The sequence below is a fragment of the Arthrobacter sp. NPDC080082 genome, assembly GCF_040686595.1.
Taxonomy (GTDB): domain Bacteria; phylum Actinomycetota; class Actinomycetes; order Actinomycetales; family Micrococcaceae; genus Arthrobacter.
In genome coordinates, this window is sequence record NZ_JBFBKQ010000001.1 from 496,788 (window position 1) to 511,306 (window position 14,519).

Sequence of the window (14,519 nt, forward strand, 5' to 3'; positions counted from 1 at the left end):
GGGACCAATTGCCAAAGATGGTCGCTATGGAACTCCCATAGCGGCCATTTCCGGCAAGTCGACGGCTTCACTTCGCGAACGTTCCAGCGGGACCTAGCCGAGAAACGCCCACGGACCTACCGGGGAGCGGAGACGACGGCGGCGGTCGCCTCGGCGATGGCGCGTTCCTCGTGCGTGGGGACCACCAGCACCGGGATGGCGGACTCCGGCGTCGAGATCACCCGCGGTTCCTTCGAGCGTTGCCGGTTCAGGGCGGTGTCCAGTTCGATGCCCAGCGCGCCGAGCCGTTCGGCCACGAGGTTCCGGAACTGGTGGGAGTTCTCGCCGATCCCGGCGGTGAAGACCAGCGCTCTCGCCCCGCCGACGGCCACGTGGTAACCGCCGATGTACTTGGCCAGCCTGTAGGAGGCCACCGCGAGCGCCATGGCGGCCTTCGCGTCCCCGGCCTCCGCGGCCTCCACCACGGAGCGCATGTCGTTGTTCCCGGCCAGGCCCTTCAGCCCGGACTGACGGTTCAGCATGGAGTCGATGTCCTCGGCGGACCAGCCGGCGCGGCCGAGGAAGACCAGGATCGAGGGGTCCAGGTCCCCGGACCGGGTGCCCATCACCAGGCCCTCGAGGGGTGTAAACCCCATCGAAGTGTCGATCGACTTTCCGCCGTGTATCGCGGTGACGGAGGCGCCGTTGCCCAGGTGGGCGATGACGGCGTCGAACTCCTCCACCGGCACGTCCAGCAGGGCCGCGGCACGGTGCGCCACGTACTCGTGCGAGGTGCCGTGGAAGCCGTACCGTCGGATGCCGTGGTTGGTGTAGAGCTCATCAGGTACCGCGTACCGCCAGGCGTGCTCCGGCAGGGTGCGGTGGAATGCGGTGTCGAACACGGCCACCTGCGGCAGATCCGGCCACTTCTTCGCGATGGCCCGGATGCCCAGGACGTTGGCCGGGTTGTGCAGCGGCGCCAGCGGGTTGAGCCGCTCGATGGCACGGGTGATCTCGTTGTTGATCAGCTCCGGCTCGGCAAACCGCTCGCCGCCGTGCACCACGCGGTGGCCCACGGCGTCCAGGGCCCGGTCCCCCAGCGCCTCGTGGATGGCACCGTCGACCAGTTCCAGCGCCTCCGCATGGTCCCGGGGACCCTCGATGGCGCCGTCGCCGCCACCGCCGTTGCCCATGCCGATCCGTTCCACCAGCCCTTCGGCCAGGACGCTGCCGGCCTCCACGTCACGGACCTGGTACTTCAGCGACGACGAACCGGAGTTGATGACGAGCACGAGCACGGGGGGCCTCCTAGGCCTGGGCGTCGACGGACTGAGCGGGCTGGGGCACTTCGTGTGATGCGGCTGCCGGCACGGACTGGGCCTGGATGGCGGTGATCGCGACGGTGTTCAGGATGTCGTCCACCGTGCAGCCGCGCGAGAGGTCGTTGACCGGCTTGCGCAGGCCCTGCAGAACCGGCCCGACGGCGACCGCCCCGGAGGACTGCTGCACCGCCTTGTAGGTGTTGTTGCCGGTGTTCAGGTCCGGGAAGATGAACACCGTCGCCTGGCCGGCCACGGTGGAACCCGGCATCTTCGACGCCGCGATGGAGGCGTCGACGGCGGCATCGTACTGGATGGGGCCTTCGACGGCCAGGTCCGGACGGCGGGCGCGGACCAGCTCGGTGGCCTTCCGGACGGCCTCCACCGCCTCGCCGGACCCGGAGCCGCCGGTGGAGTAGGACAGCATCGCCACCCGCGGTTCGACGCCGAACTGCGCGGCGGTCTCGGCCGAGGCGAGGGCAATGTCCGCGAGCTGTTCGACGTTCGGCTCCGGGTTCACGGCGCAGTCGCCGTAGACCAGGACCCGGTCCGGCATCAGCATCAGGAACACGGAGGAGACGATCTTGACGCCCTCGCGGGTCTTCACGAACTCCAGCGCCGGCCGGATGGTGTGCGCCGTGGTGTGGGCGGCGCCGGAGACCATGCCGTCCACCACGCCCAGCTGAACCATCATGGTGCCGAAGTAGCTCTCGTCCTGCATCACCTCGAGCGCCTTCGCAAGGTCCACGCCCTTGTGCGCGCGCAGCTCGGCGTACTTCTCCGCGAAGCCCTGGCGCAACTCCGAGGTGGCCGGGTCCACGATGTTGATCCCGGACAGGTCGATGCCCTGGGTGGCGGCGAGCTCGCGGACCTCGGCTTCGCGGCCCAGCACGGTCAGGTCGCAGACGTCGCGGCGGTGCAGGATCTCCGCGGCCCGCAGGATCCGCACGTCCTTGCCCTCGGGCAGCACGATGTGGCGGCGCTGGGAGCGGGCCCGTTCGATCAGGTCGTGCAGGAACCGCAGCGGCGTCATCCGCTCCGGCCGGGGCAGGTGCAGCCGCTCGAGCAGTTCGGCCTCGTCCACCTGCTTGGACCAGAGGCCCAGCGCGGAGGCCACCTTGCGGCGGTGCCCGGACCAGATCTCGCTGCGGACCTCCGAGACACGCTTGGCGGTCACGTAGGTGTCGTCCGGGGCGGCGAAAATCGGGAACGGCGCCTGCGCCAGCAACGAGTAGATGGTGGGGTCCGGGGCCAGCCCGCCGGTGAGGATGAGCGCGGACGGGACCGGGAACTCGGGCGAGAAGGAAGACGCCAGGCAGGCGACCAGCACGTCGGCGCGGTCACCCGGGACGATCACCAGGGCGCCGTCGTCGAGCACGTGCAGGAAGTTCGCCACGTTCATGGCCGCCACCTTCACAGAGTGCACGTCCCGCTCCAGATCAGGCAGGCCCGCTACCTGGCCGAGGCCCAGGGCGGAGGCAACCTCGCCGGTGGTGGGCCGGGCGATGTCCTCCAGCTCCGGGAAAACGTAGACCGGGCGGCCGGACGCGCCGGGCCGGACCGCGGCCGCGATCCCCTCCAGGTCCTCCGGCTCCGCACGGTTGACCATGATCGCCAGCAGCGTGCAGCGCTCGGCGATGAGCTCCTTGCGGGCCACCTCGACGGCGTCGGCGGTCTCCGCGACGGTGCGGCCCTTGGCCCCCACGACGGCGACGACGGGTGCCGAGAGGTTGTTGGCGAGCCGGGCGTTGAGGTCGAATTCGACGGCGGCATCCTGGCCGGTGAGGTCCGTGCCCTCGATGATGATCACGTCGCAGTGCCGGCCCATCTCGGCGAAGATCTCGACGCAGCGGGAGTCGATCTCCTCGCGCTTGCCCTCGGCGAGGAGGCTGCGCACCTCCTCGAAGGTCAGCCCGCTCCGGCACCGGGCGTCGTCTAGGTCGAAGCGGGCCTTCATCAGCGAAACCATGGGGTCGACGTCGGCGTGGCCGTGGACGACGGGTTTGAAGAAGCCGATGCGGTCCGCGTGCCGGTGCAGCGTGTCCGCGAGGCCCAGGGCGACGAGGGACTTGCCGGATCCCGGCGTGGTTGCGCTGACGTAGATTCCCTTGGCCATGTGTCCCAGCATACTTACACCCCTTGACAGCGGGGCCCGCGATGGGATTACCTAATGAACATTCGGTAAATAAAGCTGGAGGCAACGACGCATGGCTGAACTGACAATTCCGGGGAAGACCCACCCGCTCCTGAACAACGACTATGCCTCCGAGTGGATGGGCATCGAAGTCCTCGAACTCGCCGACGGCCACGCCACACTGCGGATGCCGCTGCGCCAGGAAATGCTCAACGGCTTCGGGATGGCCCACGGCGGAATGATCTTCGCCTTCGGCGATACCGCCTTCGCCTTGGCCTGCAACCCCGCCGAACCCGGGCCGCATGACGAGGGGTCCATGACGGTGGCCTCCGGCGTCGACATCAACTTCATCAAGTCCGCCTACCGCGGCCAGATCCTGACCGCCGTCGCCAACCGCCGCGCCAGCACCGGCCGCAGCGGGATCTACGACGTCCAGATCTACGCCGCCGACCCCGACGCCGTCGACCTCACCGCTGAATCCACCACCATCCCCGCCGGCGCGGGAGAACTCATCGCCGAGTTCCGCGGCCGCAGCCGCACCATCTCCAAGAAATAGAAACGTAGGACGCAGATGACCACCCCCACCGCTGAATCCGCCCTCGCCACCAGCGACGCCGTCCTGGACCGCGAAGAAACCATCTCCCGCGACGAGCTCGAGGCCCTCCAGCTCTCCCGGCTCCAGCACACCGTGGCCTACGCCTACGACCGCGTCCCGCTGTACAAGCGGAAGTTCGACGACGCCGGGGTGCACCCCACCGACCTGCGCGAGCTTTCGGACCTGGGCAAGTTCCCGTTCACCACGAAGGAAGACCTCCGCCTGGAGTACCCGTTCGGCATGTTCGCGGTGCCGCAAAACGAGGTGGCCCGGATCCACGCCAGCTCCGGCACCACCGGCCGCGCCACGGTGGTCGGCTACACCAAGCAGGACCTCGCCGACTGGGCCAAGCTCGTGGCCCGCTCGCTCCGCGCCTCCGGCGTCCGTCCGGGCATGAAGGTCCACAACGCGTACGGCTACGGCCTGTTCACCGGCGGCATGGGCGCCCACGCCGGCGCCGAGGCCCTCGGCTGCACGGTCATCCCGATCTCCGGCGGCCAGACCGAACGCCAGATCCAGCTCATCCAGGACTTCGAGCCGGACGCCATCCTGGCCACGCCCACCTACCTGCTGACCATCGCCGACGCCATGATGAAGCAGGGCATCGACCCGGCCTCCACCTCGCTGAAGTACGCGGTGCTCGGGGCCGAGCCGTGGACCGAGGAAATGCGGCACGAACTCGAGGTCACCATGAACCTCAAGGCCTGCGACATCTACGGCCTCTCCGAGGTCATGGGCCCCGGCGTCGCCGGCGAGGCCGTCGAGACCCAGGACGGCAGCCACATCTGGGAGGACCACTTCCGGCCCGAAATCATCGACCCGTTCAACCCTGCCGTCGGCGTCGAGTCCGTGCTGGGCGACGGCCAGCACGGCGAGCTGGTCTTCACCTCGCTGACCAAGCAGGCCCTGCCGATCATCCGCTACCGCACCAAGGACCTCACCCGGCTGCTGCCCGGCACGGCGCGTCCGGCGCACCGCCGCATGGGCCGGATCACGGGCCGCAGCGACGACATGATCATCCTGCGCGGCGTGAACCTCTTCCCATCCCAGATCGAAGAAATCGCGCTGCGGATCCCGGAGCTCAGCCCGCACTTCCAGCTGGAACTGACCCGTCCCGAGGGCCAGCGGATGGACCAGCTGACGGTCAAGATCGAACGACGCGATGCCGTCTCGGTGGAGAGCAGCGCGACGGCGGCGAAGGTCCTGCAGCAGCAGATCAAGATCCACGTCGGGTCCTCCTGCGCCGTCGACGTCGTCGAGCCCGGCTCCCTGGAGCGCTCCAACGGCAAACTGCGCCGGATCTACGACATGCGCCCCAAGGGCTGAGAACCGCCCGAACCACTCCGGCCGGCAGCCGCGCCGCACCCCGGCGCGGCTGCCGGGCCGGCCCGTCATGAGAAACTAGCGAGTATGCCCACAACAGCATCCACCAAGCGCGGCCGGCCCGGCTACGACCAGCAGTCCGTGCTGATGATCGCCGTCGACGTCTTCAACCGTCACGGCTACGACGCCACGTCGATGGGCATCCTCGCCGAGAACCTGGGCATCTCCAAGTCCGCGATCTACCACCACGTCCCTTCCAAGGGCGACCTGCTGAAGCTTGCGCTCGACCACGCCTTGGGCGGCCTCGAGGCCATCCTTGACCGGCCCGAGGCGCAGACCGGTTCCGCGGACGCCCGGCTGGAGTTCGTGCTTCGCGAGACCATCTCGGTGCTGGTGGAACGGCTGCCGTTCGTCACCCTCCTGCTGCGGCTGCGCGGCAACACCGAGATTGAACGGGACGCCCTGGCCCGCCGCCGCACCTTCGACCGCAAAGTCGCCGCACTGATTTCCGCCGCCCGCGACGAGGGCTCGCTCCGCCAGGACATCGACCCGCGGACCGTCACGCGCCTGCTCTTCGGCACCATCAACTCGATCGTCGAGTGGTACAAGCCCGGCGGCTCCCTCTCCCCCGAGAAGCTCGCCGACGACGTCATCACCATGGCGTTCCACGGCCTCCACGTCCCGGACTAGCCCTTCCTCCGCGAGGACCTCCTAGCCGGGGATGATTCCCGGGAACCCCCGGACGGCCGCGACCCAGCCCATGTAGGCCAGTACCCCGGACAGCGGTATCACCGCCATCACCAGCACCACGGAGCGGTCCGTCGCCAGGACCAGCGCCGCAAGGTTGGTGAGCACGGCGACGGCCACGACGGCGGCCTGGAACACGCTGTTGGCAAACACCGCCCGGGGCGATTCGAAGAGGGTCCCGGCGCCGGCGAGGTACGTCACCAGGTACCAGGACGGGACCAGCCAGAGCGGGAATCCGAGCATTACGACGTCGACGGCGAGGGCCACCCTGCCCATGCGGGTGGTGGGCCACCAGGTCCTCGTCCCGCTTCGGGCGTTCGGCGGCGTCCGTCCCGGGGCCGGTCCCGCCGTCCGGCCAGCGTTTGCCCGCACCGCCGTGGCCCGCTCAGAGCTGGTAGTCGGCCGGGCCGGGCAGGTTCTCGTGGATGCAGAGAACGTTGTGCTCGGTGTCCATGAACCAGGCGCACTTCTCTGAGTCCGTGGTGCAGATGTGGTTCTCGGTCTTGAGTCCGGGCAGGTCGTAATCCTGGAACGTGACGCCCCGGGCTTCCATGTCCTGAACCGTGCGTTCGATGCCGCTGACCTCGAAGCTCAGAGCGGTGTGCTCGGAGTGCTTTCCGTCCGTGACCGGCATGAGCTGCAGCAGCGGGCCGCCGTCCGAACCAAAGATGTCACTACCGTCCCCTGCTACGCCGCGGTGCGGGAGTCCCAGGGTGTCCGCATAGAAGTGCCGGGCACGCGCCGCATCATCGACGGGCAGGATGGTTGTGGCTTTGTTGAGTACCAGGGACATGATGCCACCTCCTACGGGCACGATGTTACGCCGGAGCGCGGCTGGAGGAACGGGCACTTCGCCCCCCACCCTCCCTCACATCCGGCGGCCCCACGCCGGACGCCCCCTCACGTCTGGTGGCCCCACGACCAACCCTCCCTCACATCCTGAGGGAGGGTTGGGTTATGACGCGCCCGACCTGAGGGAGGGTTGGGTTACGAGGCGCCGGACCTGAGGGAGCGTCGGGCAAAGGCGCCGGACCTGAGGGAGCGTCGGGCAAGAAGGCGCCGGACCTGAGGGAGCGTCGGGCAAGAAGGCGCCGGACCTGAGGGAGCGTCGGGCAAGAAGGCGCCGAATCTGAGGGAGCGCCGACAGGGGCGGGGCTACTTCTCGACCAGGGTGAGGACGTCGTACGTGGCCACGATCTCGTCGTTCTGGTTGGTCAAGACGGCATCCCATGCCACCTCGCCGTATTCGTCGGTCTCGCGCGGGGTGATCTTCTTGGCCGTGAGGGTGACCCGGATGGAATCCCCGGCGGCCACCGGCGTGATGAAGCGCAGGTTCTCCAGGCCGTAGTTGGCCAGCACCGGGCCCGGGTCGGGTTCCACGAACAGTCCGGCACCCCAGGAGAGCAGCAGGTAGCCGTGCGCCACGATGCCGGGGAAGAACGGGTTGGCTTCCGCCGCTTCCTGGTTGGTGTGGGCGTAGAAGGTGTCGCCGGTGGAGTTGGCGAACGCGGTGATGTCCTCCAGCGTCACCTCGCGCAGCCCGGAGCGGACGGCGTCGCCGATGCGCAGGGTGGCCAGCGGCTTGCGGAACGGGTGCAGCCCCTCGGTCTCGACGGTGAAGTTGCGGTCCGCGCCGGTGTGCCAGACGCCGGTGACGGCGGTGAGCAGGTTGGGTGAGCCCTGGATGGCGGTGCGCTGCATGTGGTGCATCACCGAGCGGATGCCACCGAGTTCCTCGCCGCCGCCGGCACGGCCGGGGCCGCCGTGGACCAGGTGCGGGACCGGGGAGCCGTGGCCGGTGGAGCTGCGGGCGTCCTCGCGGTTGAGCATCAGCACGCGGCCGTGGTGCGCCGCGATCCCGGTGACCAGTTCGCGGGCCACCGACGGATCGTTGGTGCAGACCGAGGCGACCAGCGAGCCGCCACCGCGGGCGGCCAGGCGGACGGCGTCGGCGATATCGCTGTAGCCGATCACGGATGACACCGGGCCGAAGGCCTCCAGCGAGTGGATTTCCTCGGCTTCGGGGTCGGCCCAGCGCAGCAGCACCGGCGACATGAAGGCTCCGCCGTCGACGACGCCGATGCTCCCGTCCGCGCTGGTGACCTTCGGGGCGTCGAGGGAGCCGTAGGCGAGCTCACCGCCGGCATCGAGCATGGACTGGACGGCGGCGCGCACATCGGCGAGCTGCTCGAGGGAGGCGAGGGCGCCCATGGTGACGCCCTCGGCACGCGGGTCGCCGACGACGACGCGTTCGGTGATCCGCTCCCCTACGGCGGCAACGACGTCCGCGACGAGCTCCTGCGGCACAATGGCGCGACGGATCGAGGTGCACTTCTGGCCGGCCTTGGCGGTCATCTCGGTGACCAGGGACTTGATGAAGGCGTCGAATTCCGGCGTGCCCTTGACGGCGTCCGGGCCCAGGATCGCGGCGTTGAGGGAGTCGGTCTCGGAGGTGAAGCGGACGCCGCCCTTGACCACGTTGGGGTGGGACTTCAGCGTGTTCGCGGTGGAGGCGGAGCCGGTGAAGGCGACCAGGTCGCGGTAGTCGAGGTGGTCCAGCAGGGCGCGGACGGAGCCGGACACCAGCTGCAGCGAGCCCTCGGGCAGGATGCCGGACTCGTCGATCGCCTTCACCACGGCCGCTGCGACGTAGCCAGTGGGGGTTGCGGGCTTGACGATGGTGGGCACGCCGGCGATGAAGGCCGGGGCAAGCTTTTCGAGCATCCCCCAGACCGGGAAGTTGAAGGCGTTGATCTGCACGGCGACGCCGGGGATTCGGGTGTAGATGTGTTCGCCGGCGAAGGAGCCGTCCTTGGACAGGATCTCCATGGGCCCGTCGACCACCACCTGGGAGTTGGGCAGCTCGCGGCGGCCCTTGGAACCGAAGGTGAAGAGCACGCCGATGCCGCCGTCGATGTCGATCATCGAGTCGACCTTGGTGGCGCCGGTCTGGGCGGAGAGGGCGTAGAACTCCTCCCGGCGGCCGTTGAGGTACTGGGCGAGTTCCTTGAGTTTGAGGGCGCGCTGGTGGAACGTCAGCTGGCCCAATGCCGCCTGCCCGGTGGTGCGGCCGTAGTCGACGACGGCGGCGAGGTCCAGGCCCTCGGTGCTGACTCTGGCGAGCAGCTCCCCCGTGCTGGCGTCCAGGACCGGGGCGGCGGAGGCGGCGGCCGCTGCTTCCGGCGTCCACCAGGAACCCCGGACGAAGCTGGGGACGATTTCGGCGGTATCCACGGCGGATGCGGGGGCTGTTGCAGTGGTGGTCATCGTTGACGGGTCCTTCCAACGCGGGGCAAGAGCAGCACGTCCGGAACATTACTGACCGGCCGTTCGGTAATATGACCACAGTACATGACTGAGGCCTGCGGCACACTAGTACCGCGGGACCATTGCGGCCCCGCCCCGGTCCCGTTCCGGTTCCGCCCCACCCCGTCCCGACCCTGAGGAGACCCGATGACCACCCAGCCCGGCGCCAACGAGCCCTGGAAGATCACCCTCGGCGAGCTCGACGAGAAGATGGGCGTGAAGATCGTCGAGGAATCGGTTCAGCGCGTGGTGGCCACCATGCCCGTGGAGGGCAACCGTCAGTCGTTCGGGCTCCTGCACGGCGGTGCCTCGCTGGCAGTGGGCGAGGCCGTCGGTTCCTGGGCCGCGGTGAAGCACGCCAGCACGCTGGGCAAGACGGCGGTCGGCGTCGACGTCTCCGCCACCCACCACAAGTCCGCCCGAGAGGGCCTTGTCACCATCACAGCGACGCCGATCCACCTGGGCGGCACCGTCACCACCCACGAAGTGGTCATCAGCAACGCCGCCGGCGAGCGGCTGTGCACGCTGCGGATCACCAACCTGCTGCTGGACCGCAAGGGCTGAGCCCGGTCCGGTGCTGGCCCGCCAGGGCTGAACCCGGCGCGCCTTTCGGGGTACCGCCTAGCCGGCGGCCGGCTCCGTGCTGGCCCGGACCACCAGGCGCGCCGGGAAGATCAGCGGCTCCCGGCCGGCCCCGGGGTTCTCGATATCTGCCAGCAGCAGGCGCCCGGCCTGCGCGGCCATGTCCACGGTGGGCTGGTTGACCGTGGTCAGGGGCAGTTCCCCCGGTCCGGACAGGTGGTCGTCAAAGCCGACGACGGCGACGTCGCCGGGCACCGTGCGGCCGGCCGCCTGCAGGGCCGTGATGGCACCCCGGGCCATCAGGTCGGACGCGGCGAAAATACCGTCGATGCCGCCGTCGCGGGCCAGCAGCCGGGCGGCGGCCTCGGTGCCGCCGGCCGCCGTGAAGTCCCCCGGCTCCTCGGGCCCGGCCGGCAGTCCGGCATCCATGAGGCCCGCCCGCCAGCCCTCGAGCCGGTCCGCCGCTGCGGTCATGTCCAGCGGACCGGTGATGGTGGCCAGCCGGCGGCGCCCGGTGGCGGCCAGGTGCAGCGCAGCCTGCCGGGCACCCTCGAAGCTGTCCACGTCCACGTAGTGGATGCCCAGGCCGGTGTCCCAGGGCCGGCCGATGAACACGGTTGGCAACCCGGAGGCCGCCAGTTCCTCCGTCCAGCCGTCCGTCTTGTGGTGCGAGACGACGATGGCGCCGTCGACGTGGCCGCCGCGGAGGTAGCGGACCGTCCGGGACGGGTCCCCGCCGGCCCGGGACATCAGCAGGACCAGCTGCATGTCCGTCTCCCGCAGCGCCTCGGTCACCCCGGTGATGACGGCGGCGAAGAACGGGTCCATCATGACCCTGGCATCGGGTTCGTTGATGACGAGCGCGATTGAGGACGTCCGGCGCGTGACCAGGCTGCGGGCCGCCCGGTTCGGGCTGTAGCCCAGGGAGATCACGGCGGCGTCGACGGCGGCCTTGGCCTCCGGGCTGACCCTGGACCCGCCGTTGATCGCCCGGGAGGCGGTGGAGCGGGACACGCCCGCCGCCGTCGCCAGGTCTTCAAGCGTGGGAGTGGGCCGGGCCGCTCCCGGCCGGGATCCGTGGTGGGTCTGTGCGCTCATCACCTTGAGAATACGGGATCCCCCGAATCCGCGGTGACGGTGACGCCGGGCGCAGCCGGTAGAGCGTTGGAGCCTGCGACGGCGGCATACCAGAGTCCGCTGGCCTTGGGGATGCGCTCCAGGGTCTCGTAGTCCACCCTTACCAGTCCGAAGCGCTGGTGGTAGCCGTAGGCCCACTCGAAGTTGTCCAGCAGTGACCAGGCCAGGTAGCCGCGGACATCCGCGCCGTCGTCGATCGCGTCCCGGACCGCGCGCAGGTGGGCGTCGAAGAACGCCAGCCGGTCCTGGTCGTTGACGAACCCGTCCGCGTCGGGCGCGTCCGGGTAGGCGGCGCCGTTCTCGGTCATGTAGAGCGGAATGCCGGCGGGGCCGGTGTACTCGCGCTGCAGCCGGGTGAGCAGCCGGTGGAGCCCCTCGGGCTGGACCTCCCAGCCCATCCCGGTGACCGGAAGCCCGCGGGCCACGGAGTGGACCCCCTCGGCGGAGACGAACGGGGTGGCCTCCGGCCGGCCGCCCTGCGCGGGAGCGGCCTGCGCTGTGGTGGTGACCGTCTCGGGCTGCGCCGTGACCGTTTCCGGCGCCTTGGTGAGCGCCTCGCCCTGGTAGTAATTGACGCCCAGCAGGTCCAGCGGCGCGGCGATGACGGCCAGGTCGCCGTCGCGGACGACGTCGTCGAAGCCCAGGCCCGCGACGTCGGCGAGCACATCCGCCGGGTATTCGCCGCGGAAGATCGGATCGAGGAAAATCCGGTTGTGCAGCCCGTCGATCCGGCGGGCCGCGTCCCGGTCCTCCGCCGAGTCCGGGTCCGCCGGGTCTGCGACGGTCAGGTTCAGGGTGATGCCGAGGCTGGCCTGCGGGTCCCGGCGGCGCAGCTCGGCCGTGGCGAGTCCGTGCCCCAGCAGCAGGTGGTGCGCGGCGGCGAGCGCGGCCGCGGGCTCCTGCCGGCCGGGGGCATGGACCCCGGCGGCATAGCCCAGGAACGCCGAGCACCAGGGCTCGTTGAGGGTGGTCCAGATCCGGACCCGGTCCCCGAGCGCCTCGTGCATGACCACGGCGTAGGCGGCGAACAACTCCGCCGTCTCCCGGTTGGCCCAGCCGCCCTTGTCCTCCAGCACCTGCGGCAGGTCCCAGTGGTAAAGGGTCAGCCAGGGGGTGATCCCCGCGGCCAGGAGCTCGTCCACCAGGCGCGAGTAGAAGGCGATGCCCTCCGGGTTGGGGGTCACGCCGTCCGGCATGCAGCGGGCCCACGACGTCGAGAAACGGTAGGCCTTGAGGTTCAGCAAGGACATCAGGGCAACGTCCTGCGCAGAGCGGTGGTAGTGATCGCAGGCGACGTCCCCGTTGTGGGCGTCCGCCACGGCGCCGGGAACCCGGGCGAAGGTGTCCCAGATGGAGTCCTGGCGGCCGCCCTCGTGGGCGGCGCCTTCGATCTGGTAGGCGGCGGTGGCCGCGCCCCAGAGGAAGCCCTCGGGGAAGGTGATCGGGGTGGTGCTCATCCTTTGACTGCTCCTTGCATGATTCCTGATACGAGTTGGCGCCCTGCCGCCATGAAGAGCAGCAGCAGCGGGACGGTGGCCAGGACAGCCCCGGCCAGCACCACTGAGTAGTCCACGAAGTGCGCCGCCTGCAGCAGCTGAAGGGCAACCGGCAAGGTGGGGTTCGAGGGGTCCAGCACAATAAAGGGCCAGAAAAAGTTGGTCCACGTGGCGACGAAGGTGAAGAGGGCCAGCATGGCCGCCGCCGGCCGGGCCGCCGGGAATCCGACGTACCAGAAGGCCTGGATCATCGACGCCCCGTCCATCCGCACGGCCTCGATCAGCTCATCGGGCAGGGCGTCCCGCAGGTACTGGGTCATCCAGAAGACGCCGAAGGCGGTGACCAGGCCGGGGATGATGACGGCCCAGAGCGAGCCGGTCCAGCCCAGCTTAGCCATGACGATGAACAGCGGCACCACGCCCAGCTGGGTGGGGACCGCCATCGTGGCGATCACGAAAACCAGCAGGGCCTTGTTGCCGCGGAACCTCAGCTTGGCGAAGGCGAAGCCGGCCAGGGTGGAGAAGACCACCACGGACGCGGCCGTGACGCTGGAGACCAGGATGCTGTTGCCCATGGCCTTCCAGAAGGGAATGCTGTCGAAGACCTTGGCCGCGTTGGCCAGGAAGTTCCCGCCGGGCAGCAGCGGGATGCCCCTGCTGAGCGCGGTGCTGTCGTGGCTGCCGACCAGAAAGGACCAGTACAGCGGGAACAGCGAGGCCAGCACGACGGCGGTGAGGGTGCCGTAGGTCAGGACCCCGGGGCGGCGGACGGCGCCGCCCCGGCCCCGCCCGCCGCCGTCGTTCCGTCTGGTGTTGTTGTTCCGCCCGGGCCTGCCCGGGCGGTTGAGGCGCCGTTCGGCGTTCCGGGCGGCGCCCGCGCCGGCGGACTGGCGGATCATGGGGATGGAGCTCATGAGCGGTCTCCTTGGTTGGCGATGCGCCGGGTGAGCAGGAAGTTCGTCAGGGCGATGAACACGATCATCAGGAACAGCAGCCAGGCCACGGCCGAGGCCCGCCCGAAGTTGCGCTGGCCCCAGCCGAGTTCCCAGATGTACATGGTCAGCGTCTGCCACTGCCGGTCCGCGCCGCCGAGCCCGGACTGGTCGAAGACCCGGGGCTCGTCGAAGATCTGCAGCCCGCCGATCGTGGACGTGATGGCCACGAAGATCACGGTGGGGCGCAGCATGGGGACCGTCACCGAAAGGAACTGCCGGAGCCGCCCGGCGCCGTCGATGGTGGCCGCCTCGTAGACGTCCCGCGGGATGGCCTGCATGGCTGCCAGGAAGATCAGCGCGTTGTAGCCCAGCCAGCGGAAGTTGACCATGGTGGCAATGGCCAGGTGGCTGGCCAGCTGGTCGGAATGCCAACGGACCGGGTCGAGGCCCACAGCCTGCAGCACGTTGTTGACCAGGCCGAACTGGTCCGCGAACAGGTTGTTGAAGATCAGGCCCACCGCCACGGGTGCGACGACGAAGGGCACCAGCACCCCCATCCGCCAGAACGTCCCGGCCCGGAGGTTGGCGTCCAGCACCGCCGCGATCAGCAGCGCCAGGACCACCTGGGTCACCGAGGAGAGCAGGAAGATGCTCACGGTGTTGCCCACGGCGTTCCAGAAGTAGGGCTGTCCGAGGACGAAACCGAAGTTATCGAAGCCGATGAACTTGCCCTGGCCGCCGATCAGGTTCCAGTTGTGGAGTGAAACCCAGCCCGTGTACAGCAGCGGGAACAGTCCCGTGAGGGCGAACAGCAGGAAGAACGGCGAGATGTAGAGGTAGGGCGAGACCTTGACGTCCCACCGCGAGAGCCGCTGCGAGAACGCCAGCCGGCGCACGCCCCGGCCGCCGTCGTCCGTGCTGCCCCCCGTGGGCCCCTGAAGCCTGACCCGGTCCGTTACTGCCATG

Annotated in this window: 13 protein-coding genes; 4 read left to right on the top strand and 9 right to left on the bottom strand. The window is 69.6% G+C overall.

The features are described from left to right. Nucleotides 1-116: 116 nt before the first annotated feature. Nucleotides 117-1,277: an acetate kinase gene (locus AB0O44_RS02285; protein WP_364133679.1), complete on the bottom strand. Its 1,161-nt coding sequence runs from the start codon at nt 1,275-1,277 to the stop codon at nt 117-119. 10 nt (nt 1,278-1,287) lie between these two features. Next, nucleotides 1,288-3,414, bottom strand: coding sequence for a phosphate acetyltransferase (pta, locus tag AB0O44_RS02290; RefSeq protein ID WP_364133682.1), 2,127 nt, complete (start codon nt 3,412-3,414; stop codon nt 1,288-1,290). A gap of 91 nt (nt 3,415-3,505) precedes the next feature. Between pta and AB0O44_RS02295 the strand changes: the two genes are divergently transcribed. The 3 genes from AB0O44_RS02295 to AB0O44_RS02305 all read left to right on the top strand — a co-directional run bounded on the left by AB0O44_RS02295 (nt 3,506) and on the right by AB0O44_RS02305 (nt 6,040). Then, a complete protein-coding gene (locus AB0O44_RS02295) occupies nt 3,506-3,988 on the top strand; it encodes a hotdog fold thioesterase (protein ID WP_364133684.1) in 483 nt (160 codons plus the stop codon). Nucleotides 3,989-4,003: 15 nt separating this feature from the next. Continuing rightward, nucleotides 4,004-5,353, top strand: a complete 1,350-nt coding sequence (gene paaK, locus AB0O44_RS02300) for a phenylacetate--CoA ligase PaaK (protein ID WP_364133687.1) — start codon at nt 4,004-4,006, stop codon at nt 5,351-5,353. A gap of 84 nt (nt 5,354-5,437) precedes the next feature. Next, nucleotides 5,438-6,040: a TetR/AcrR family transcriptional regulator gene (locus tag AB0O44_RS02305; protein ID WP_364133690.1), complete on the top strand. Its 603-nt coding sequence runs from the start codon at nt 5,438-5,440 to the stop codon at nt 6,038-6,040. A gap of 21 nt (nt 6,041-6,061) precedes the next feature. Here the strand turns inward: AB0O44_RS02305 and AB0O44_RS02310 are convergent, their stop codons facing one another. From AB0O44_RS02310 to paaZ, 3 genes are all read right to left on the bottom strand, one after another. Beyond that, nucleotides 6,062-6,373, bottom strand: coding sequence for a hypothetical protein (locus AB0O44_RS02310; RefSeq protein WP_364133693.1), 312 nt, complete (start codon nt 6,371-6,373; stop codon nt 6,062-6,064). A 109-nt stretch (nt 6,374-6,482) separates the two neighbouring features. Next, on the bottom strand, nt 6,483-6,890 hold the full coding sequence (locus tag AB0O44_RS02315) for a VOC family protein (RefSeq protein ID WP_364133696.1): 408 nt from the start codon (nt 6,888-6,890) through the stop codon (nt 6,483-6,485). 362 nt (nt 6,891-7,252) lie between these two features. Then, nucleotides 7,253-9,364: a phenylacetic acid degradation bifunctional protein PaaZ gene (gene paaZ, locus AB0O44_RS02320; protein ID WP_364133698.1), complete on the bottom strand. Its 2,112-nt coding sequence runs from the start codon at nt 9,362-9,364 to the stop codon at nt 7,253-7,255. Between the two features lie 186 nt (nt 9,365-9,550). Here paaZ and AB0O44_RS02325 point away from each other — a divergent pair, with 186 nt between their 5' ends. Beyond that, complete coding sequence (locus tag AB0O44_RS02325; protein ID WP_290256092.1) at nt 9,551-9,967, top strand: hotdog fold thioesterase; 417 nt, start codon at nt 9,551-9,553, stop codon at nt 9,965-9,967. A gap of 57 nt (nt 9,968-10,024) precedes the next feature. Here the strand turns inward: AB0O44_RS02325 and AB0O44_RS02330 are convergent, their stop codons facing one another. Genes AB0O44_RS02330 through AB0O44_RS02345 form a run of 4 tightly spaced genes read right to left on the bottom strand, consistent with a single transcriptional unit; the run spans nt 10,025 to nt 14,518 of the window. Beyond that, nucleotides 10,025-11,083 (bottom strand): LacI family DNA-binding transcriptional regulator, encoded by a 1,059-nt coding sequence (locus AB0O44_RS02330; RefSeq protein WP_364133702.1) that lies wholly within the window; start codon nt 11,081-11,083, stop codon nt 10,025-10,027. Beyond that, entirely contained in the window at nt 11,083-12,579 is a 1,497-nt protein-coding gene (locus AB0O44_RS02335) for a family 1 glycosylhydrolase (protein WP_364133705.1), read from the bottom strand. The genes AB0O44_RS02330 and AB0O44_RS02335 overlap by 1 nt, the downstream gene beginning before the upstream one ends. After that, a complete protein-coding gene (locus AB0O44_RS02340; protein WP_364133707.1) occupies nt 12,576-13,532 on the bottom strand; it encodes a carbohydrate ABC transporter permease in 957 nt (318 codons plus the stop codon). The genes AB0O44_RS02335 and AB0O44_RS02340 overlap by 4 nt, the downstream gene beginning before the upstream one ends. After that, a complete protein-coding gene (locus AB0O44_RS02345; protein ID WP_364133710.1) occupies nt 13,529-14,518 on the bottom strand; it encodes a sugar ABC transporter permease in 990 nt (329 codons plus the stop codon). The genes AB0O44_RS02340 and AB0O44_RS02345 overlap by 4 nt, the downstream gene beginning before the upstream one ends. Nucleotide 14,519 lies beyond the last annotated feature (1 nt).